General features: G+C 70.6%; 13 protein-coding genes. 10 read left to right on the top strand and 3 right to left on the bottom strand.

Annotated features, from left to right (window positions below; all coding sequences use genetic code 11):
• Positions 1 to 51: 51 nt before the first annotated feature.
• The 3 genes from AC3WQY_RS17880 to AC3WQY_RS17870 all read left to right on the top strand — a co-directional run bounded on the left by AC3WQY_RS17880 (position 52) and on the right by AC3WQY_RS17870 (position 8,151).
• Positions 52 to 6,066: a hybrid sensor histidine kinase/response regulator gene (locus AC3WQY_RS17880; RefSeq protein WP_492709868.1), complete on the top strand. Its 6,015-nt coding sequence runs from the start codon at positions 52 to 54 to the stop codon at positions 6,064 to 6,066.
• Positions 6,067 to 6,142: 76 nt separating this feature from the next.
• Complete coding sequence (locus AC3WQY_RS17875) at positions 6,143 to 7,129, top strand: GGDEF domain-containing protein (RefSeq protein WP_285230971.1); 987 nt, start codon at positions 6,143 to 6,145, stop codon at positions 7,127 to 7,129.
• Positions 7,129 to 8,151 (top strand): alpha/beta hydrolase family protein, encoded by a 1,023-nt coding sequence (locus tag AC3WQY_RS17870; RefSeq protein WP_492709867.1) that lies wholly within the window; start codon positions 7,129 to 7,131, stop codon positions 8,149 to 8,151. The genes AC3WQY_RS17875 and AC3WQY_RS17870 overlap by 1 nt, the downstream gene beginning before the upstream one ends.
• Here the strand turns inward: AC3WQY_RS17870 and AC3WQY_RS17865 are convergent.
• Entirely contained in the window at positions 8,134 to 9,597 is a 1,464-nt protein-coding gene (locus AC3WQY_RS17865) for a cryptochrome/photolyase family protein (protein WP_492709866.1), read from the bottom strand. The two genes, AC3WQY_RS17870 and AC3WQY_RS17865, sit on opposite strands and share 18 nt — an antisense overlap.
• Before the next feature lie 32 nt (positions 9,598 to 9,629).
• Between AC3WQY_RS17865 and AC3WQY_RS17860 the strand changes: the two genes are divergently transcribed.
• The 7 genes from AC3WQY_RS17860 (at position 9,630) to AC3WQY_RS17830 (ending at position 15,015) form a co-directional block, all read left to right on the top strand.
• Positions 9,630 to 10,208 carry a YqgE/AlgH family protein gene (locus AC3WQY_RS17860; protein WP_285230974.1) on the top strand — a complete coding sequence of 193 codons (579 nt, stop codon included), beginning with the start codon at positions 9,630 to 9,632 and terminating at the stop codon, positions 10,206 to 10,208.
• The gene (gene ruvX / locus AC3WQY_RS17855) at positions 10,205 to 10,621 is read left to right on the top strand and encodes a Holliday junction resolvase RuvX (RefSeq protein ID WP_492709865.1); all 417 of its coding nucleotides are present in this window, start codon (positions 10,205 to 10,207) and stop codon (positions 10,619 to 10,621) included. Before AC3WQY_RS17860 ends, ruvX begins: the two co-directional genes overlap by 4 nt.
• Positions 10,622 to 10,632: 11 nt before the next feature.
• Positions 10,633 to 11,133, top strand: coding sequence for a bifunctional pyr operon transcriptional regulator/uracil phosphoribosyltransferase PyrR (gene pyrR, locus AC3WQY_RS17850; RefSeq protein WP_492709864.1), 501 nt, complete (start codon positions 10,633 to 10,635; stop codon positions 11,131 to 11,133).
• 1 nt (position 11,134) lies between these two features.
• Entirely contained in the window at positions 11,135 to 12,097 is a 963-nt protein-coding gene (locus tag AC3WQY_RS17845) for an aspartate carbamoyltransferase catalytic subunit (RefSeq protein ID WP_285230977.1), read from the top strand.
• Complete coding sequence (locus AC3WQY_RS17840; RefSeq protein WP_492709863.1) at positions 12,094 to 13,425, top strand: dihydroorotase; 1,332 nt, start codon at positions 12,094 to 12,096, stop codon at positions 13,423 to 13,425. The genes AC3WQY_RS17845 and AC3WQY_RS17840 overlap by 4 nt, the downstream gene beginning before the upstream one ends.
• A 37-nt stretch (positions 13,426 to 13,462) precedes the next feature.
• Positions 13,463 to 14,164 (top strand): lysophospholipid acyltransferase family protein, encoded by a 702-nt coding sequence (locus AC3WQY_RS17835; RefSeq protein WP_492709862.1) that lies wholly within the window; start codon positions 13,463 to 13,465, stop codon positions 14,162 to 14,164.
• 107 nt (positions 14,165 to 14,271) lie between these two features.
• Positions 14,272 to 15,015, top strand: a complete 744-nt coding sequence (locus AC3WQY_RS17830; RefSeq protein WP_492709861.1) for a hypothetical protein — start codon at positions 14,272 to 14,274, stop codon at positions 15,013 to 15,015.
• Between the two features lie 14 nt (positions 15,016 to 15,029).
• Here AC3WQY_RS17830 and AC3WQY_RS17825 read toward each other — a convergent pair whose 3' ends face one another.
• Together AC3WQY_RS17825 and AC3WQY_RS17820 are read right to left on the bottom strand one after the other, a co-directional pair.
• Positions 15,030 to 17,858 carry an ATP-binding protein gene (locus AC3WQY_RS17825; RefSeq protein WP_492709860.1) on the bottom strand — a complete coding sequence of 943 codons (2,829 nt, stop codon included), beginning with the start codon at positions 17,856 to 17,858 and terminating at the stop codon, positions 15,030 to 15,032.
• Positions 17,855 to 19,837, bottom strand: coding sequence for a GNAT family N-acetyltransferase (locus tag AC3WQY_RS17820; protein ID WP_492709859.1), 1,983 nt, complete (start codon positions 19,835 to 19,837; stop codon positions 17,855 to 17,857). The genes AC3WQY_RS17825 and AC3WQY_RS17820 overlap by 4 nt, the downstream gene beginning before the upstream one ends.
• Positions 19,838 to 19,854 lie beyond the last annotated feature (17 nt).

The following is a 19,854-nucleotide window of genomic DNA, read 5'->3' as shown; positions in this document are numbered from 1 at the left end:
CCGCACCAAGCACAGAACGATAGACAGAGAAAAGTCAAAGGCAGACCCGGCATGGACTTCTCGCGAGATTCCGAGTTTCCGCCCGACCTCAGCCCGCTGGCCTGGGTGCAGGAGGAGTTGCGCCGCTCGCTGGAGTCCGTGCACAAGACGCTGCGGCGCGCGCTGCGCGATGCCGATGCGCGTGTCACGACGCTGGGCCTGGAAACGCATCCCAGCCAGCCCCTGCAGGCCGCCGCGGCGCAGCTGCACCAGCTCGCCGGCGTGCTCTCGCTGGTGGGCTTGCCCGCCGGCGCGGCGCTGCTACGGGCCGCCGAGCAGGCGGTGGAGCGGCTGGCGCTGGACCCGGTCAACGTCGACCCGCCCACCGTGCAGGCGGTGGAGCGCGCCGACTTCGCGCTGCTCTCGCTGATCGCCAAGCTGCTGGCCGGCAACAAGACCAGCACGCTGGCGCTGTTCCCCAGCTATCGCGCGCTGCAGCAGCTCAACGGCGTGGAGCGCATCCACCCGGCCGATCTGGCCCAGCAGGAATGGAGCTGGCGCGATCTGCCGGCCGATGCCAAGGCCCCGGCCCTGGCGGCCGAAGCGGCGCGCGCCGGTTTCGAGGCAGCCCTGCTCAAGCATATGCGCGCCCCGGCGCCCCAGCATGCGCAGCATCTGAGCGATCTGTGCGCCGGCGTGGCGCAGACCCAGCCGGGCGCCCATGGCCGCAGCCTGTGGTCGCTGGCGGCCGCGCATTTCGAGGCCCAGGCCCTGGGCCTGCTGAAGATCGACGCGCTGGTGAAGCGCCTGGGCTCGCGCCTGCTGGCGCAGCTGCGCGCGGGCGCGCAGGGCGATGCGGCGGTGTCCGAGCGCCTGGCGCAGGACCTGCTGTTCTTCTGCAGCCAGGCGCAGGCACCGGCCGCGAGCCAGCATGCACCGCGCCTGCTGGCAGTGCGCCGTGTCTATGGGCTGGACGAGGGCGCAGGCCCGACCGATTACGAAGACGACAGCCTCGGCCATATCGACCCCAGCTGGGTCACGCAGGCGCGCAAGCGCGTGGCGCAGGCCAAGGAATCCTGGTCCTCGGCGGCGGAGGGCGAGAGCCACCGCCTGGCCGGCCTGGACGAGCAGTTTGCCGCGGTGGGCGATTCGATCGAGCGCCTGTTCCCGAGCGGCGAGGTGCTGGGCCAGACCCTGCGCCGCGCCGTGGTGGCCACGCTGCGCTCGGGCAAGCCGCCCGAGCCCACGCTGGCGATGGAGATCGCCACCAGCCTGCTGTATGTGGAAGCGGCGCTGGACGACGAGGCCTTCGACCACCCCGATCAGGCCGAGCGCGTGATCCGGCTGGCGCGGCGCGTCGAGGCGGCTTCGCGCGGCGAGCCCGCGGCGCCGCTGGAAGCCTGGATGGAGGACCTGTACCGCCGCGTCTCGGATCGCCAGACCCTGGGCAGCGTGGTGCACGAGTTGCGCAGCAGCCTCTCTGAGGTCGAGCGCCAGGTGGACGAGTATTTCCGCGACCCCTCGCAGCGCCAGCTGCTGATCCCCGTGCCCAACCAGCTCGGCGCCATGCGTGGCGTGTTCTCGGTGCTGGGCGTGGACCAGGGCGCGCTGACCTGCGTGCGCATGCGCGACCAGATCGACGAACTGGCCAATACCGAGGTCGATCCGAGCCGCTCGGGCCCGCGCGAGCAGTTCGAGCGCCTGGCCAACAATCTCGGCGCGCTGGGCTTCCTGATCGACATGCTGAGCGTGCAGCCGCAACTGGCCAAGCGCATGTTCCGCTTCGATGAAGCCCGCGGCAGCCTGATCTCCTCGGTGGGGCGCGAGCGCCTCAGCAAGCCGGTGGCCAGCGAGCCCAGCCTGCTGGCCCAGGTGCAGGCCGCGGCGCAAGCCGTGGCCGAGGGCGAGCGCCCGCAGGCCGAGCTGGCACGCGACCTCGAGCGCCTGACCCTGCAGGCACGTGCGGCGGACGAAACCGCGCTGGCGAACGCCGCGCAGTCGGCCCAGCGCATGCTGGAGGAGCCGGGCGATACCTCGGCCCTGCCGCTGACGGTGGAGCTCACCGAGCCGGTCGAGCCCGCTGAATCCACTGAACCCGCCGACAGCGAGGCAGCGCGTGCCCAGGCGGCGCAATCGCTCAACGACTTCCTGGCCGTGCATGTGCCGGCACCGGCGGTGCCGGTCGCGGCCGCCGCGCCGGCGCCGGAGATCGTCGACGAGGAGATGCTGGAGATCTTCCTCGAGGAGGCCACCGAGGTGCTGGCGAATGCGCGCGTGGCGCTGGCCGAGCTGGAGCTCGACGCCGCCAACCGCGAGCAGCTGACGAATGTGCGGCGCGCCTTCCATACCCTCAAGGGCAGCTCGCGCATGGTCGGGCTGAAGGAGTTCGGCGAGGGCGCATGGGCCTTCGAACAGCTCTACAACGCGCGCCTGGGCGAGCAGGGCGTGGCGGATGCCGCGCTGCTGAGCCTGAGCCAGCAGGCCCTGGATTACCTGGCCGGCTGGAGTGCCGAGATCGCCGCCAAGGCGCCCATCACCCATGACGCCGAGGTCTTGCGCGCCAGCGCCGACGCGCTGCGCCTGGAACAGCGCCTGCTGCCGGTGGGCGCAGCGGCTGTGGTCGAGCCTGCTGCCGTCGAGCCTGCCGCGGAACCCGCGATGGAGCCGCTGCCGGAGCCGGCGCCTGAACCCGTGCCTGAGCCGGTGCTGGAGCTGCCGATCGAGATGCTCGACGCGCCCGCCACCGAGCCTCTGCTGGAAGAGGCGCCGCTGCTTGAGTTGCCCGAGGCCGAGGAGCTGAGTGAGCTGCTGCCCGTCATGGAGGTGGCCGAGCTCTCGCATGCCGACACCGAGTTGCTGGGCCTGGAGCTGAATCTGGACCTGCCCGCCGCGGCGGCTTCGGCGAGCAGCGATTTCGAATTGCCCGAGTTCGAGCTCAAGCTGGATCTGGGCGAAGCGCCCGCGGCGCCGGCCATGCCGGTGCTGGACGAGGAGCTGACGCTGGACCTGGGCGCGCTGGACCTGCCGGCCGTGAGCGAGCCGGAGCCCGCGCCCGAGCCCGAAACCCTGGCGCCCAGTCTGGAGTTGGTGGGCGGTACCGATGTGCAGGCCGCCGCCGAGGCGATCGAACCGATCGAACCGGAGGAGGCCGAGCCCGAGTCCGACGAGGGCGTCAAGCTGATCGGCCCGCTGCGCATCAGCATCACCCTGTTCAACATCTTCCTCAACGAGGCGGACGAACTCTCGCGCCGGCTCTGCACCGAGCTGTCCGAATGGGCGCTGGACCTGGCCTCCGGCCTGCCCGCCAGCTGCGAGCCCCTGGCCCATGCGCTGGCCGGTAATGCCGGCACGGTGGGCTTCGACGAGCTCTCGGCCCTGGCGCGCGCGCTCGAGCATGCGCTGGAACGCGCCGCCCAGGTGCGCCAGCTGGGCGCCGACGAGGCGCGCCTGTTCAACGATGCGGCGGAAGAGATCCGCCGCCTGCTGCACCAGTTCGCGGCCGGCTTCCTGAAGAGCGTCGAGGGCGATCTGACCGCACGCCTGCAGGCCTACCAGCCGCCGCCGGAGGATGTGGCGGAGTCGCGCCCCTCCGAGCTGCCGGACGACGCGCTCAGCGAGCCGCAGGCCCTGCCGATCCCGCGCGCGGCGGACGATTTCGAGGTCGGCCTGCCCGACCAGATCGACGACGAGCTGTTCCCGATCTTCGAGGAAGAGGCGCCCGACCTGCTGCGCGATCTGCAGGCCGGCCTGCGCGACTGGATGGCCCATCCCGGCGATGTCGGCCGTGCCGGCGCCTGCATGCGCGCCCTGCACACCTTCAAGGGCGGCGCGCGCCTGACCGGCGCGATGCGCCTGGGCGAGGCCGCGCATTTGCTGGAATCCGCCATCGAGGCCTTGTTGCACCAGGGTCAGGCCGAGGCCGCCGAGGTGCGCAGCCTGCAGGACCAGGGCGATGCGCTCGAGCAGGCCTTCGATACCCTCAAGCAGGCGCGGCTGGCGCCCAAGCCGGTGGCGCAGCCCGAGCCGGTGGTGCCGCCGCCGGTCGCTGCCGAGCCAGTCGCTTTGGCCATGGCGCCGGCCGAGGCGCTGCCCGTGGAAGTCGCCGAAGCGGCGCCGGCCGCCGAAGCCGCCCAAGTTACTGAAAGCGGCCCGGCCGGGGCGCAGATCGACTGGTCGCGCTTCACCCAGTTCCAGCCCAGCGACAGCGGGCTGGGCGGCGACGGCGGCCTGGGCGGCGCCCAGGCGCTGGTGCGGGTGCGCGGTGCCCTGCTGGAGCGCATGGCCGCACAGGCTGGCGAGGTCAGCATCCGGCGCGCGCGCCTGGAATCCGAGATGGGGCAGATGAAGAATGCCCTGCTCGATCTGGACGACAACCTGGACCGCCTGCGCACCCAGCTGCGCGAGCTGGAGCTGCAGGCCGAGGCCCAGATGGGCGCGCAGGAAGAGGCCGCCAAGCATGCGGCCAAGGATTTCGACCCGCTCGAGTTCGACCGCTACACGCGCTTCCAGGAACTGACGCGCATGCTGGCCGAGTCGGTCAACGACGTGGCCACGGTGCAGCGCAGCCTGCAGCGCAATGTGCAGACCGGCGAAGACGAGCTGGCGGCGCAATCGCGCCTGACGCGCGAGCTGCAGGACGACCTGCTGCGCACCCGCATGGTCGAGTTCGACAGCCTCAGCGAGCGCATGCACCGGGTGGTGCGCCTGGCCGCGCGCGAGACCGGCAAGCAGGTGCAGCTGCTGGTGAACGGCGCCCAGGTCGAGCTGGACCGCAGCGTGCTGGAGCGCCTGGTGGGCTCCTTCGAGCATCTCTTGCGCAACAGCGTGATGCACGGCATCGAGCCGCCGGTGGAGCGCGTTGCCAAGGGCAAGCCCGAGCTGGGCACGATCCAGGTCCAGCTCGCCCAGGAGGGCAACGAGGTGGCCATCACGGTGCGCGACGACGGCCGTGGCCTGGACCTGGCGCGCATCCGCGAGCGCGGGCTCAAGCAGGGCCTGATCAAGCCCGATGCCACGCCCAGCGATGAGGAGCTGATGCAGCTGATCTTCGCGCCCGGCTTCTCCACCGCCACCGAGATCACCGAGCTGGCCGGCCGCGGCGTCGGCATGGACGTGGTGCGCGCCGAGGTCAACACCCTGGGCGGCTATATCGATCTGCATTCCACGCCGGGGCAGGGCGCGGCCTTCGAGCTGCGCGTGCCACTCACCACCGCGCTCACCCAGGTGGTGGTGCTGCGCTATGGCGAGCAATCGGTGGCGGTGCCCGCGAGCCTGATGGAATCGGTGCAGCGCATCAGCCCGGCCCAGATCGAGCAGGCCTACGAGGCCGGCGAGCTGGTGGTGGGCGGCGAGCGCTTCCCCTTCTACTGGCTGGGCGGCCTGATGAAGCAGAGCGAGCGCGGCGTACCGCATGGCAAGACCCTGCCGGTCGCCTTCGTGCGCAGCGCCCATCAACGCCTGGCCGTGCATGTGGACGAGGTGCTGGGCAACCAGGAAGTCGTGGTCAAGAACCTCGGGCCGCAGTTGGTGCATGTGCCGGGCCTGGCGGGCATCAGCTTGCTGGCCTCGGGCGAGGTGGCGCTGATCTACAACCCGGTGGCGCTGGCCAATCGCTACGGTGCCGAGGCGCAGGCCGCGGCGCGCCACGCGCTCGGCCATGCGGCCGCCGGCACGGTGGCGGCCAGCATGGTGGCGGCCGAGCCGCTCGCACCGCTGGTGCTGGTGGTGGACGATTCGCTCACGGTGCGTCGTGTCACCCAGCGCCTGCTGGAGCGCGAGGGTTACCGCGTGCACCTGGCCAAGGACGGCCTGGAAGCGATGGAACGTCTGGCCGAGGAGGAGCTGCCGGCGGTGGTGCTCTCGGACATCGAGATGCCGCGCATGGACGGTTTCGACCTGGTGCGCAATCTGCGCGCCGACAGCCGCCTCGCCACGCTGCCGGTGATCATGATCACCTCGCGCATCGCGCAGAAGCATCGCGACTATGCGCACCAGCTGGGCGTGGACGACTACCTGGGCAAGCCCTATGACGAAGAGCTGCTGCTGAGCCTGATCGCCCGCTACACTGCCCGGTTGCTCACGGGTTGAGCGCTGGAGGCTTGGCGTCATGTCGGAAGTCGTTGATCACCTTGCGGAACTGACCGGATTCCGGGACCGTGACGTCATGGACGTCACCCTGGTGTCGGCCCTGCGCGACATGCTGGAGCCGAGCTCGGTGGCGATCTTCCGCTGCGTGGGCGACGCCGGCCAGCAGCGCTGGGTCACGCGCGCGCGCCTGGCCGCGGGTGATGTGGTGGCGAGCGCCGATTCGCTCTGGGCCGATCCCGACAAGCTGCCGCGCGCCGAGGATCATCCCAAGCGCCTGGATTGCATGCACCAGCGCAGCGTGATGCAGCTGCGCGATGGCGAGCGCTGGACCACGCTGTTCCCGCTCGCGACCGACCGCGAGGTGGTCGGGGTGCTGGAGATCACCACCACCGAGAAGCTCAAGACCTCCGACCAGCGCACGGTGGGCGGCATCCTGCGCATCTATCACAACTTCCAGGGCCTGCTGGACTACAGCGAGCGCGACACCCTCACCGGCCTGCTGAATCGCAAGACCTTCGACGAGAGCTTTCTCAAGGCCGTGGGCGAGCTGCCGCGCGCGCATGAAGAAGCGCAGACCCATGCCGATGGCGACCGGCGCCACGAGGACGGCCAGCCGCGCTACTGGATCGGCGTCGTCGACATCGATCACTTCAAGTCGGTGAACGACCGCTTCGGCCACCTGATCGGCGACGAGGTGCTGCTGCTGCTGTCGCGCCTGATGCGCAACAGCTTCCGCTTCCACGACCTGCTCTACCGCTTCGGCGGCGAGGAGTTCGTGGTGCTGATGCGCTGCGAGGACGAGAGCGACGCCGCCCATGCCTTCGAGCGCCTGCGCCACAACACCGAGAGCTACCAGTTTCCGCAGGTCGGCCAGATCACCGTCAGCGTGGGCTTCACCCAGGTGCGGGTGGGCGATTCGCCGGCGATGGCCTTCGAGCGTGCCGACAAGGCCGTCTATCACGCCAAGGCGAACGGCCGCAACCAGGTGCAAAGCCATGCGGTGCTGGTGCAGAGCGGGCAGATGACCGAGGTCGAGCAGCTCAGCGACATGGAATTGTTCTGATGAACTACTGGCGCCGCCGCAGCCTGCTGCTGCTGCTGGCGCTCAGCGCCAGCCTGATCGTCGGCAGCCAATGCCGCGCCGATCGCCGCGACCGGCTGGAGGCACCGCCCGCCGCTATTGCGCAGGCCACCGGTGCCGAGGCCCCGGCCTACGAGCAGCGCGATCTGGACTGGGTGGATGCCAGTCGCGCGCGCGCCGTACCGGCCCGCCTCTACTGGCCCAGGCAGGTGGCGGACGGTGCGCGCGTGCCCCTGGTGGTGTTCTCGCACGGCATCGGCGGCTCGCGCCGCGGCTACAGCTATCTGGGCGCCTACTGGTCCTCGCAGGGCATTGCCAGCCTGCATGTGCAGCATGTCGGCAGTGACCGCGAACTCTGGTTCGGCAATCCGCTCACCCTGGTGTCGCGTCTGCAGGACGCGGCGCAGGAGCGCGAGGCCCTCAACCGCGTGGGGGATGTGCGCTTCGCGCTGGACCAGATGCTGCATGGCGAATGGGCGGCGCGTATCGACACCGAGCGCATCGTGGCCGCCGGCCATTCCTATGGCGCCAACACCACCCTGCTGCTGGCCCGCGCCCCCCGGACGCGCGCCGGCCAGGCCCTGGATCTGCGCGAGCCGCGCATCAAGGCCGCCATCATCATCTCGGCGCCGCCCTTCTATGGCGAGCCGGATGTGGCGGCCATCCTGCAAGCCATCCGCATCCCGACCCTGCACATCACCAGCACCGAGGACGTGATCCGCATCCCCGGCTACTACTCCGACGCGCGCGACCGCGTGCGGGTCTTCGAGGCCACCGGCAGCGCCACCAAGGCCCTGGCGGTGTTCGAGGGCGGCTCGCACAGCATGTTCACCGACCGTGCCGGCACCGGCGGCGCCCTGCTGAACCCGCAGGTCAAGGCCGCCACCAAGGACCTGACCCTGGCCTTTCTGCGCAGCGTGCTGGATGGCCGGGACGACGGCCTGCGCGGCTGGTCGGAGCGCTATCGAGACATCCTGGCGCGCTGGCTAAGCCAGGGCTCGTGACTTCACCACCGCATAGCGCAAGAGGGTGCGCGTGCGCGCCTGCTCATGGATCACGAGCGGCGCCGGGTAGTCGCGCCCCAGCTGCAGACCGCAGGCCTGCAGCTCCAGCGGCTTGGCCAGCCAGGGCGCATGGATCAGCTTGGGCGGCAGCTTGGCCAGCTGCGGCAGGTAGCGCTTGATGAAGCGCCCCTCGGCGTCGAACTTCTCGCTCTGGCTGACCGGGTTGAAGATGCGGAAATAGGGCTGGGCATCGCAGCCGCTGGAGGCGGCCCATTGCCAGCCACCGTTGTTGGCGGCGAGATCGAAATCCAGCAGCTGCTGCGCGAAATAGCGCTCGCCCCAGCGCCAGTCGACGCCCAGATCCTTGATCAGGAAGCTCGCCACCACCATGCGCAGGCGGTTGTGCATATAGCCGGTCTGGTTCAGCTGCAGCATCGCCGCATCGACGATGGGGTAGCCGGTGCGGCCCTCGCACCAGGCCTTGAACAGGGCCTCGGCGGCCGCGCCGTCCTCCCATTCGATCAGCTCGTACTCGGGCCGGAAGGCGCGCTCCACCACATGGGGGTGGTGGTGCATCACCTGGTGGTAGAAGTCGCGCCAGATCAGCTCGGAGAGCCAGACCTCGGCGCCATGGTCGCCGCCCTGCATGCGCGCATGGGCGGCGCGCGCCAGCCGGCGGATCGAGATGGTGCCGAAGCGCAGATGGGTGCTGAGGTAGCTGGGCCCCTTGACGGCGGGGAAGTCGCGTGTGCGGTCGTACTGGTCCATGCGCGTCAGGAATTCATCGAACAGCCGCGCCGCGCCACGGCTGCCGCCGCGCAGGATGTCCGGCAGGCCGGCGGGCTCGAAGCCGATCTCGGCAAGACCCGGCACCCGGCCCGCGTGCGGCGCCAGCGCGGCCAGAGCGGCGGCATGGCGCGCCACCGCATAGCTGCGCAGCTGGAAGGCATCGACAGCGCGCAGCCAGGCGTTCTTGTAGGGCGTGAACACGCCATAGGGCCGGCCCAGTCCGGTGAGGATCTCGCTGCGCTCGAAGATCACGTGGTCCTTGTGGCTGGAGAAGGCCACGCCCTGGGCATGCAGGGCCTGCTTGACGGCGGCGTCGCGGGCCAGGGCCTGGGGTTCGTCATCGTGGTTGCAGAACACAGCGTCCACGCCCAGCTCGGCCGCCAGCCGTGGCAGCTCCGCGCGCGCCACCGCGTGGCGCACGATCAGGCCCGCACCCGGCCGCAGCGCGGCGAGCTCCTCGTTCAGCACCGTCAGCGCGTCGAGGATGAACTCGACGCGGCGGTCGGCGCGCGGCAGGGCGTCGAGGATCTCGCGGTCCAGCACGAACACGCACAGCACCTCCGCGCTGTGCCTGAGGGCGTGGTAAAGCGCGGCGTGGTCGTCGGCGCGCAGATCGCGGCGGAACCAGACCAGGGCACGTCGGTGGATCTTTTCCATGGCCGCGAGTGTCGATGAAATAAAATGCCCCCATGTCCAAGGCCCGCATCGACCTCACCAACCAATTCCTGATCGCCATGCCGGGCATGCTGGACGACAGCTTTGCCGGCTCGGTGGTCTATATGTGCGAGCACAACGAGAAGGGCGCGCTGGGCCTGGTGATCAACAAGCCGATCTCGCTGACGCTGGGCAATCTGTTCGAGAAGGTCGAGCTGAGCCTGGAGGACGAGGACCTGGCGGCGCGCCCGGTGTTCTATGGCGGCCCGGTGCAGACCGAGCGCGGCTTCGTGCTGCACGAGCCGCTGGATGCGCAGGGCGGCCACTACAACGCCACCCTGGCCGTGCCCGGCGGCCTGGAGATGACCACCAGCCGCGACGTGCTGGAGGCGCTCTCCAACGGTGCCGGCCCCAAGCGCCTGCTCATCACGCTGGGCTATAGCGGCTGGGCCGCCGGCCAGCTGGAAGAGGAAATCGGCCGCAATGGCTGGCTCAATGTGGACGCCGCGCCCGAGATCATCTTCGACACGCCGGTGGAGCAGCGCTACGAGAAGGCGCTCGGATTGCTGGGCATCGACCCGCGCATGCTGAGCCAAGAGGCCGGCCACGCATGAGCCCGGCCGTGCAGACCCCGGCCCGAATTCCACAATCTCTATTGGCATTTGATTTCGGCACCCGACGCATCGGCGTCGCCACCGGCAATGCCTTCCTCAAGTCCGCCGAGGCGCTGCGCCATATCGCCGCCGACGGCGATGCCCAGCGCTTCGCGGCGATCGAGAAGCTCATCAAGGAATGGCAGCCCGACGCGCTGGTGGTCGGCGTGCCCTTCCACCCCGATGGCGCCGAGCATGAGATGACCCTGGCGGCGCGCCGCTTCGGCCGCCAGCTCAAGGGCCGCTTCCGCCTGCCCGTCTACGAGGTGGACGAGCGCTACACCAGCGTCGAGGCCGAGGCCCAGGGCGCGCGCGATGTGGACTCGGCCGCCGCCGCGCTGATCCTGGAACAATTCTTTCGCGAGCATTCATAGCAGCCAACATCATGAGCACTCTCTTACTCGACGCCGAGGCGCTGTACGCCGACCTGCTGAAGGGCGTCAGCAGGCTCTTGCACCCCGACACCGTGCTGGTGGGCATCTGGTCCGGCGGCGCCTGGCTGGCCGAGCGTCTGCAGCGCGATCTGAGCCTGGCCGGCGAGCCCGGCGTGATCTCCAGCTCCCTGCACCGCGACGACTTCGGCTCCAAGGGCATGTCGGCCAGCGCCGACCACACCAAGCTGCCCTTCGAGGTGGAGGGCCGCCACATCCTGCTGATCGACGATGTGCTCTATACCGGCCGCACCACGCGCGCCGTCATCAACGAGCTGTTCGACTTCGGCCGCCCGGCCAGCGTCACGCTGGCGGTGCTGGTGGACCGCGGTGGCCGCGAGCTGCCGATCGAGCCGGCCTTCTCGGCCGCGCGTGTCAACCTGGCCGCCGCACAGCGCCTGCGCCTGGCGCGCGACGAGAGCGGCCGTTTCAGCTTTGACCTGAAGGGCGACTGAGATGCTCTCCAAACGCAACCCCCAACTGAACAAGCATGGCGAGCTGGTGCACCTGCTCTCCATCGAGGGCCTGCCCCAGGCCACCATCCACCAGATCCTCGACACCGCCGGCACCTTCCTCTCGGTGAACGACCGCGATGTGAAGAAGGTGCCGCTGCTGCGCGGCAAGTCGGTGTTCAACCTGTTCTTCGAGAACAGCACGCGCACCCGCACCACCTTCGAGATCGCCGCCAAGCGGCTCTCGGCGGACGTCATCAACCTGGACATCGCCAGGTCCAGCACCGCCAAGGGCGAGACCCTCTTGGACACGGTGGCCAACCTCAGTGCCATGCATGCCGACATGTTTGTGGTGCGGCACAGCGAGTCGGGCGCGCCCTATCTGATCGCCCAGCACTGCGCCCCGCATGTGCATGTGGTGAACGCCGGCGACGGCCGCCACGCGCATCCGACCCAGGGCCTCCTGGACATGTACACGATCCGCCACTACAAGAAGGACTTCCGCAACCTGACGGTGGCCATCGTGGGCGATATCGTGCACTCGCGCGTGGCCCGCTCCGACATCCATGCGCTCAACATCCTGGGCGTGCCGGAGATCCGCGCGGTCGGCCCCAAGACCCTGGTGCCGGGTGACCTGCGCGAGATGGGCGTGCGCGTCTGCCACGACATGGCCGAGGGCGTGCGCGATGCCGACGTCATCATCATGCTGCGCCTGCAGAACGAGCGCATGAGCGGCGCCATGCTGCCCAGCGCCGGTGAGTTCTTCAAGAACTTCGGCCTCACGCCCGAGAAGCTGGCGCTCGCCAAGCCCGATGCCATCGTGATGCATCCGGGCCCGATCAACCGCGGCGTCGAGATCGCCTCCAGCGTGGCCGATGGCGGCCAGAGCGTGATCCTGCCCCAGGTGACCTTCGGTATCGCGGTGCGCATGGCCGTGATGAGCATCCTTGCAGGGAACGAAGCATGAAGATACTGATCAAGAACGGCCGTCTGGTCGACCCGGCCTCGGGCCTGGACCGCATCGGCGATGTGGCGATCGCGGCCGGCCGCATCGTCGGCTTGGGCGATGTGGCGGGCGACTTCGATGCCCAGCGCGTCATCGATGCGACGGGCCTGATCGTCGCGCCCGGCCTGGTGGACCTGGCGGCGCGTCTGCGCGAGCCCGGCCTGGAGCAGAAGGGCATGCTGGAGAGCGAGCTCAACGCCGCCGCGGCCGGTGGCGTCACCAGCCTGGTCTGCCCGCCCGACACCGACCCCGCGCTGGACGAACCCGGCCTGGTGGAGATGCTCAAGTTCCGCGCCCGCAAGCTGAGCCTGTGCCGGCTGTTCCCGCTCGGCGCGCTGACGCGCGGCCTGGCCGGCGAGACGCTCACCGAGATGGCCGAGCTCACCGAGGCCGGCTGCGTGGGCTTCTCGCAGGCCGAGCACCCGATCAAGAACAACCAGTTCCTGACGCGCGCGCTGCAATACGCCGCCACCTTCGACTACACGGTCTGGCTGCATCCCATGGACCCCTGGCTGGGCGGTGGTGTGGCGGCCAGCGGCGCGGTGGCCACGCGCCTGGGCCTGGCCGGCGTGCCGGTGACGGCCGAGACGGTGGCCCTGCACACCATCTTCGAGCTGATGCGCGCCACCGGCGCGCGCGTGCACCTGTGCCGCATTTCCAGCGCCGCCGGCGTGGAGTTGGTGCGCGCGGCCAAGCGCGAGGGCCTGGCGGTGACCGCCGACGTGTCGATCAACTCGCTGCACCTCACCGACGTGGACATCGGCTACTTCAACCCGGCGATGCGCCTGAACCCGCCGCTGCGCCAGGGCCGCGACCGCGCTGCGCTGCGTGCCGCGCTCGCCGATGGCACGCTGGATGCGCTGGTGAGCGACCACATGCCGGTGGAGAGCGACGAGAAGACGCTGCCCTTTGCCGAGGCCATGCCCGGCGCCACCGGCCTGGAACTGCTCCTGAGCCTGGCGCTCAAATGGGCCCATGACGAGGGCCAGCCGCTTGCCCGCGCGCTCGCGGTGGTGAGCTGCGAGCCGGTGCGCGTGCTGGGCTCGGCGCTGGGCTCGCTGGCGGCCAGCGCCGGCCGCCTGGTGGACGGCGGCGTGGCCGATCTGTGCATCTTCGATCCGACCCAGCATTGGGCGGTGACGCCCGAGCAGCTGGTGAGCCAGGGCAAGCACACGCCGTTCGCCTTCGAGATCACCGGCTTCGAGCTGCCGGCCCGGGTGCGCTACACGGTGGTGGCCGGGCATATTGCGCACGAAGCCGCCGACCAAGCTGCACAGGCTGCCGCCTGAGATGCGCAGCCTGATCGCCGTTTGTCGCTTGCTGCGCATGGTCCTGCACGTGCTGTGGGGGCTGCTGCTCATCAAGCTGCGCTTCGGCAGCCTGGACCAGGCCGCGCGCCATGCCCGGGTGCAGCGCTGGTCGGGCGGCCTGCTGCGCCTGCTGGGGGTGCGCCTGGCTTGCACGGGCCGGGCCCGGCCCGGCGCCAAGCTGCTGCTGGCCAACCATGTGTCCTGGCTGGACATCGCCGCCGTGCACGCGGTGCTGCCCGAGGCGCGCTTCGTCTCCAAGGCGGATGTGAAGCACTGGCCCATCGTCGGCGCGCTGACCGCCGGCGTGGGCACGCTCTTCATCGAGCGCGCCAGCAAGCGCGACGCGCTGCGCGTGGTGCACCAGACCGCCGAGGCGCTCAAGGCCGGCGACACCGTGGCGGTGTTCCCCGAGGGCACCACCGGTGCCGGCCCCGAGTTGCTGCCCTTCCACGGCAATCTGCTGCAGGCCGCCATCGCCACCGAGATCCCGCTCCAACCCCTGGTGCTGCGCTGGCATGAGCCGGGCGAACGCTTCAGCAGCGCGGCGCGCTATATCGGCGACATGACGCTGCTGCAAAGCCTGTGGGCCATCGCCAGCGCCCGCGGCCTGGGCATCGCGGTGCAGATCCTGCCGGCGATGGAGACCGCGCATGCCGATCGGCGCGCGCTGGCCGAGCATGTGCGCGGCGAAATTGCCGCGGCACTGGAAGCCGGCTGACCCCTAGGATGGGTGGCCGCCAGCGGCCGATTTCATAGCTTTTTCAAGACGGCGCTGCCGCTGCGCTGCAACAGTCCGTGGCTTGCAAACCCTCAGGGAGAACAGCCATGAACAAGCATCGTCTACCCAGCCTCGCCGCCCTGGCGCTGGCCTGCGCCAGCCTCGGCCCGGCCCAGGCGGGGGTCGTGGTGGGTTCCTACGACCCGCAGTTCGGCCCGACCCTGCCCGAGCTCTCCTACCGTGGCAGCTTCAGCTTCAACCTGCCCGACAGCTGGGTGGACTATGCGCTCAGCCACAACAACGATTTCGTCGATCTCACCGGCGAGAACATCTGGGCCAGCGTGAGCCTCACGCTGTTCGAGACCGCCAACCCGGCCAACGCCGTCAGCGCCAGCTTCAATATGCATGTGGACCTGGTGGAGATCGACCGCACGCTGTTGCACCTGCGCAGCTGGAGCAGCTTCTCCGCGGTATCGCCGAACCAGCTGAATGGCTTTGCCGCGGCCAATTTCAACCAGTTTTCCTTCCAGTATGACTACGGGCTGCCGCAACTGACCTGCCTGCATTGCAACGACCCCGATCCAAGCTCGTCGGCCGAGGACGTGCAGGCCGACCTGCTTGGATTCGATCAACTGGTGTTCCACCGGGATGACGCGGGCCAGGGCCGCCTTGGCAAGGACGGCAACGGCCATGACCTGGGACTGCGCAGCACCATCAACGACCAGGGGCTTGTGGTCTACAGCCAGGCAGCGCTGCCGGGAAGCGGCCAGCAAGTGCCCGAGCCCGACTCGCTTTACCTGGCGCTGGGGGCGGTGGCCGCCCTGCTGCTGATACCGCGCCGCCGCCCCTGAGCGGCGCGCGCGCCTCAATGCAGGCGCCCGGCGGGTAGCGCCAGCGTCAGCGCCCGGCGCAGCGCCTGGGCGGTATCCCAGTCGCGCGCCTGCTGCCAGGGCGCCTCGAAGAAGGCCTCGTCGGGGCTGGCCGCGCGCAGGCGCGCCAGCAGGGCCTGCCAGCGCCCCTGGGCCAGGCGCGGACGCGTCAGGCGGGCGTTCTCGCGCAACTGCTGCGTGCAGGAGGCCAGCGCGATGGCCGCCTGCGGCTGCTCCAGCAGCAGGCCCAGTGCGGCATGGTCTTCCAGGCAGCCCAGCAGATGCTCGCGCATGTCGAAGGCATTGAAGGCGCTCAGCGCCTCGGCGAGGCGCTCGCATGCCGGCGCCTGGCGGCCGGCCAGCAGGTCCAGCTTGCCCAGCCACCACAGGGCGTGCGCCGCGCCGCGCCGGTCGCCCGCCGCCAGGCAGATCTTCAGCGAGCGCGCCAGCCCCGCTTCGGCGGCGCCCAGCGCGCCGGCCTCGAAGTCCAGCTGGGCCAGCGAGAGCTCGGCCTCGGCCTCGGTCTCGAGATGCTTGATCTGGCGCGCCAGCTGCAGCGCGGCCTGCAGGTGCGTGGCGGCCTGGGCGGCCGCGCCGCACCAGGCGTGGATCTGGCCCAGCTGCAGCTGCACCGTGGCCTCGCCGACCTGGTTGCCGCAGAGCTGGAACAGCTGCAGGGCCTCGTGGTCGGCCGCCAGCGCGCCGGCCGCATCGGCGCAGCCCAGGCGCGTCAGCGCCAGCGTGGAGAGGGTGGCGGCCACGTCGAAGGGGTTGTCGCGCTGGCGCCGCAGCGCCAGGCAGGTCTGCAGATCGGCCAGCGCGGCGGCGTGGTCGCTCTGGCTCCAGGCCAGCGCCGCGGCCACGTAGAGGGCATGGGCATGGGCCTGCGCGTCGGCCTGCACCGCCGGCAGGGCCAGCAGGCCGCGCAGCAGGGCACGCCCCTCGCCCGAATAGCCGCGCAGGATCCAGAAGCCCTGCAGGGCCACGGCCAGCTTCAGCGCCAGAATCGGGTTGCTGCCGGGGCCGAGCGCATGCCCGGTGGCGGCACGCAGATTGTCCTGCTCGGTCTCGAGCCGGCCCAGCCAGTAGCCCTGCTGGGGGCCGTGCAGGCCGTCGCGCCCCAGCTTGGCGAAGGCGAAGTAATGCGCGCCATGCTGCCCACCCATGGCCTCCAGCGTGCCGGCGGCGGCGAGCTTTTCAAGCGCGTATTCGCGTATCGTCTCCAGCATCTGGTAGCGCATGCCGTCGGCGGTCTCGGCCTGCATCAGCAGCGATTTCTCCACCAGGGCGCCCAGCAGGTCCAGCACCGCGTCGACGTCGAGCGGCGTGCCGCCGCACACGGCCTCGGCGGCCTCCATGTCCAGCCCGCCCCTGAACACGGCGAGGCGCTGCAAGAGCAGCTGTTCGGCCTCGGGCAGCAGGTCGTAGGACCAGTCGACCAGCGCACGCAGCGATTGCTGGCGCTGCTGCAGCACCTGCGAGCCGCCGGTGAGCAGCTTGAAGCGGTTGCCCAGGCGGCGGTTGATGTCGGCCAGGGAGAGCGTGCGCAGGCGCGCCGCCACCAGCTCGAGCGCCAGCGGTATGCCCTCCAGGCGCGCCACCAGCTCGGCCACCGCGGGGGCCTGCGCCTCGTCCAGTTCGAAGCCGGGCCGGTGCGCCTGGGCGCGCGCGACGAACAGGCGCACCGCGGTGGACTGGCGCAGCGTGGCGAGGTCGTCGCCGGCGCGCGGCACCGGCAGCGGCTGCACCAGATAGGCATGCTCGCCCGGGATGCGCAGGGCCTCGCGGCTGGAGGCGGCCAGGCGCACATGCGGGGCCGCCCTGACGATGGCGTGCGCCATCTCGGCCGCCGGCTTGATGAGGTGTTCGCAGTTGTCGAACACCATCAGCACGCGGCGCGTCTGCAGAAAGCTGCACACCGATTGCAGCAGGCTGCGCTCGGGCTCCTCGCGCACGCCCAGCACCTGGGCCGCTTCGGCCAGCGCGAGCGCGGGGTCGCTGATCGGCGCCAGGTCGAGGAACCACACGCCGTCGGGGAACTGGTGCATCAGCTCGGCCGCGGCCTGCAGCGAGAGCCGGGTCTTGCCCAGCCCGCCCATGCCCAGCAGGGTCACCAGGCGGGCGCTGCCCAGCAGGGCTTTGATGTCGCGCAGCTCCTGCTCGCGGCCGATGAAGGGGGTACTCTGCTGCGGCAGGTTGTTGGGAATGGCCTGCACCGGCAGCCAGCGCCCGTCCACCTGCACCACGCGGTAGACCTTGTCGCCATCGGGCGGCGCCGTCGGCAGCTGCTCGGGCGGCCCGACCTCGAAGATCTCCACCGGCGCCGACAGGCCCTTCATCATCCAATGCCCGTGCGAGTCGAGCCGGCAGCCGTCGGGCGTGCCCAGCGCGGCGCGCGCTTCTGCGCTGAGCAGGGTCTGGCCGCCCCGGGCGATCGCCATGACGCGCGCCGCGGTGGGCTTGGCCAGGCCGTCCACTTCCAGCGGCTTGGCGCCGCGCATCACGTCCGCGGCGGCGTTCTCGCGCAGCAGCACCGGCCCGACATGCAGGCCGGCACGCGCGCGCAGCGGCACCGGCAGCGCGGCCAGGGCGCGGTGATAGGCCTGGGCATAGCCGACCGCATCGGCGGCGGCATCGAACAGCAGCAGCATGCCGTCGGTCTTGTCGATCTCGCGGCCGCGCCAGGGCGGCAGCAGGTCGCGCGCGACGCGGTCATGGTCGGTCCAGACCCGGGCCATCGCGGCATCGCCCAGCGCCTCGGAGAGCTGGGTGCTGTCGACCACATCGGTCAGCAGCAGCGCCTTGGTGTCGTGCTGGGCGTTCACAGCAGGCTCGTGACGCGCACGCTGCTGCCCTCGTGCTCCACCTTCACGTCCTTGCCGCTGCTGCGCGCCAGCCGGATCATGTGCTCGTTGGTGGCGAGGATCTCGGCCACGAAGCCGCGCACGCCGCGCGCGGCCGCATGCTCGGCCAGGCGCTGCTGCAGGCGGCCCCCCAGGCCCTGGCCCTGCCAGTCGGGGTGCACCATGAAGGCGGTCTCGGCCAGATTGGTGCTGGGGTCGACCATGTACATCGCATGCGCCACCAGCTCCGGCTGCTCGCGCGGGCCGCTGGTCGCAACCAGGGCGACCTCGTTCTCGTCGTTGAGATTGCACAGGCGCTGCACGTCACGGTTGGAGAGGCCGCGCAGCTTGCGGAAGAAGCGCGTGTAGATGTCGCGTTCGGGCAGCTGATGGAAGAGCGCGCGGATCGCGTCGCCATCGCTGGCCTGGGCCGGGCGCAGCAGCAGCGGGCGGCCGTCCTTCAAGCGCAGCTGGCGCTCGTCCTGCACGGCATAGGCATGCAGATTGCGCAGGCCCTGGTCGGCCGGCACATAGCCCAGCGCCTGGGCCGCCTCCAGCAGGCCCGGGCGCGCTGCCGGGTGGGCGATCTGGATCAGCGCCACCGCGCGCTCGCGGATCGACTTGCCGAACAGATGGGCGATGCCGTACTCGGTGATGACGTAGTGCACGTCGCTGCGCGCGATCGCCACGCCCTCGCCGGCCTGCAGGCTGGCGCGGATGCGCGAGCTCAGGCCGTCGTCCTCGGTGGCGGCCAGGCAGATGATGGCCTTGCCGCCGGGCGAGCGCGAGGCCCCCTGCAGGAACTCGGCCTGCGCCGCCAGGCCGCCGTAGAAATCGCCGTGGAACTGGTCCACGCAGACCTGGCCGGTCAGGTCCACCGCGAAGGCCTGCGTCACCGACACCATCTTGTGCTGGGCGGCAATGGTCCAGGCGTCGCACACCGCCTCGATGGGCTGGAAGGAGAACAGCGGGTTGCCGTCGATCAGCTCGTAGAGCCGGCGCGAGCCCATCGCGAAGCTCGTGACGATCTTGCCGCGCTGCTGGCTCTTGCGCCGGCCGGTGAGGATGCCGCGCTCCAGCAGCGGGATGATGGCGTCGGTGATGACGTCCGAATGGATGCCCAGGTCCTGGCGGTCCACCAGGTACTTGAGCGCCTCGTTGCTGAAGCGGCCGAGGCCGATCTGCAGCGTCGAGCCGTCGTCGATCACGCTGCCGATGTAGCGCGCGATCTGCTCCGAGATCTCGCCCTGCGGTGCCTGGTGCTGGTACTCGATCAGCGGCGTGTCCACCGGCACCAGATGGTCGATCTCGCCCACATGCAGGGTCGAGTCGCCCATGGTGCGCGGCATGTGCGGGTTGACCTCGGCGATCACCAGCCCAGCCTTGGCCACCGCCGCCTTGCTCACGTCCACCGAGACGCCCAGGCTCACGTAGCCGAACTCGTCGGGCATCGAGACCTGGATCAGCGCCACGTCGACCGGGATGCGGCCGATCGCGATCAGCTGGGGCACGCGCGCCAGCGAGATCGGCACATAGTCCGCCAGGCCCTGGCGCACCGCGGCGCGCATGTCCTGCCCGACGAAGAAGCAGCGATGCCGGTACTTGGTGAGCGGCGCGCCGGCGGCGTCGTGCTGCACCGCGCGGTCGGTGAGGAAGTGCAGCAGCTCCACGTCCTGCGGCGCCGGCGCGAGCGCCTCCAGCGCCGCCACCAGGCTGCGCGGCGTGGCGCAGGCCGTGCCCACGAACACATGCGAGCCGGGCCGTATCAGGCGCAGCGCATCGCTGGCCGAGCAGATCTTCTCGGCGCAGGCCAGCAGGCGCGGATCCAGGCCGGCGCCGGGCTGCTCGGAGGGTTCGCCGGCGAGGAAGCGGCTCTGCCAGGCATGGGCCAGGCGGGCCAGCAGGCCCGCCGCGGTGGCCGGGGCCGGGTCGTGGCGTGCGTCGTTTGGCGTCATGTTCATGCGGGGTTCCCGGTCGT

This window comes from Roseateles sp. FW301-B2 (assembly GCF_058788955.1).
Note: the sequence above shows the minus strand (reverse complement) of the source record. Positions and strands in the feature narration are given on the sequence as shown.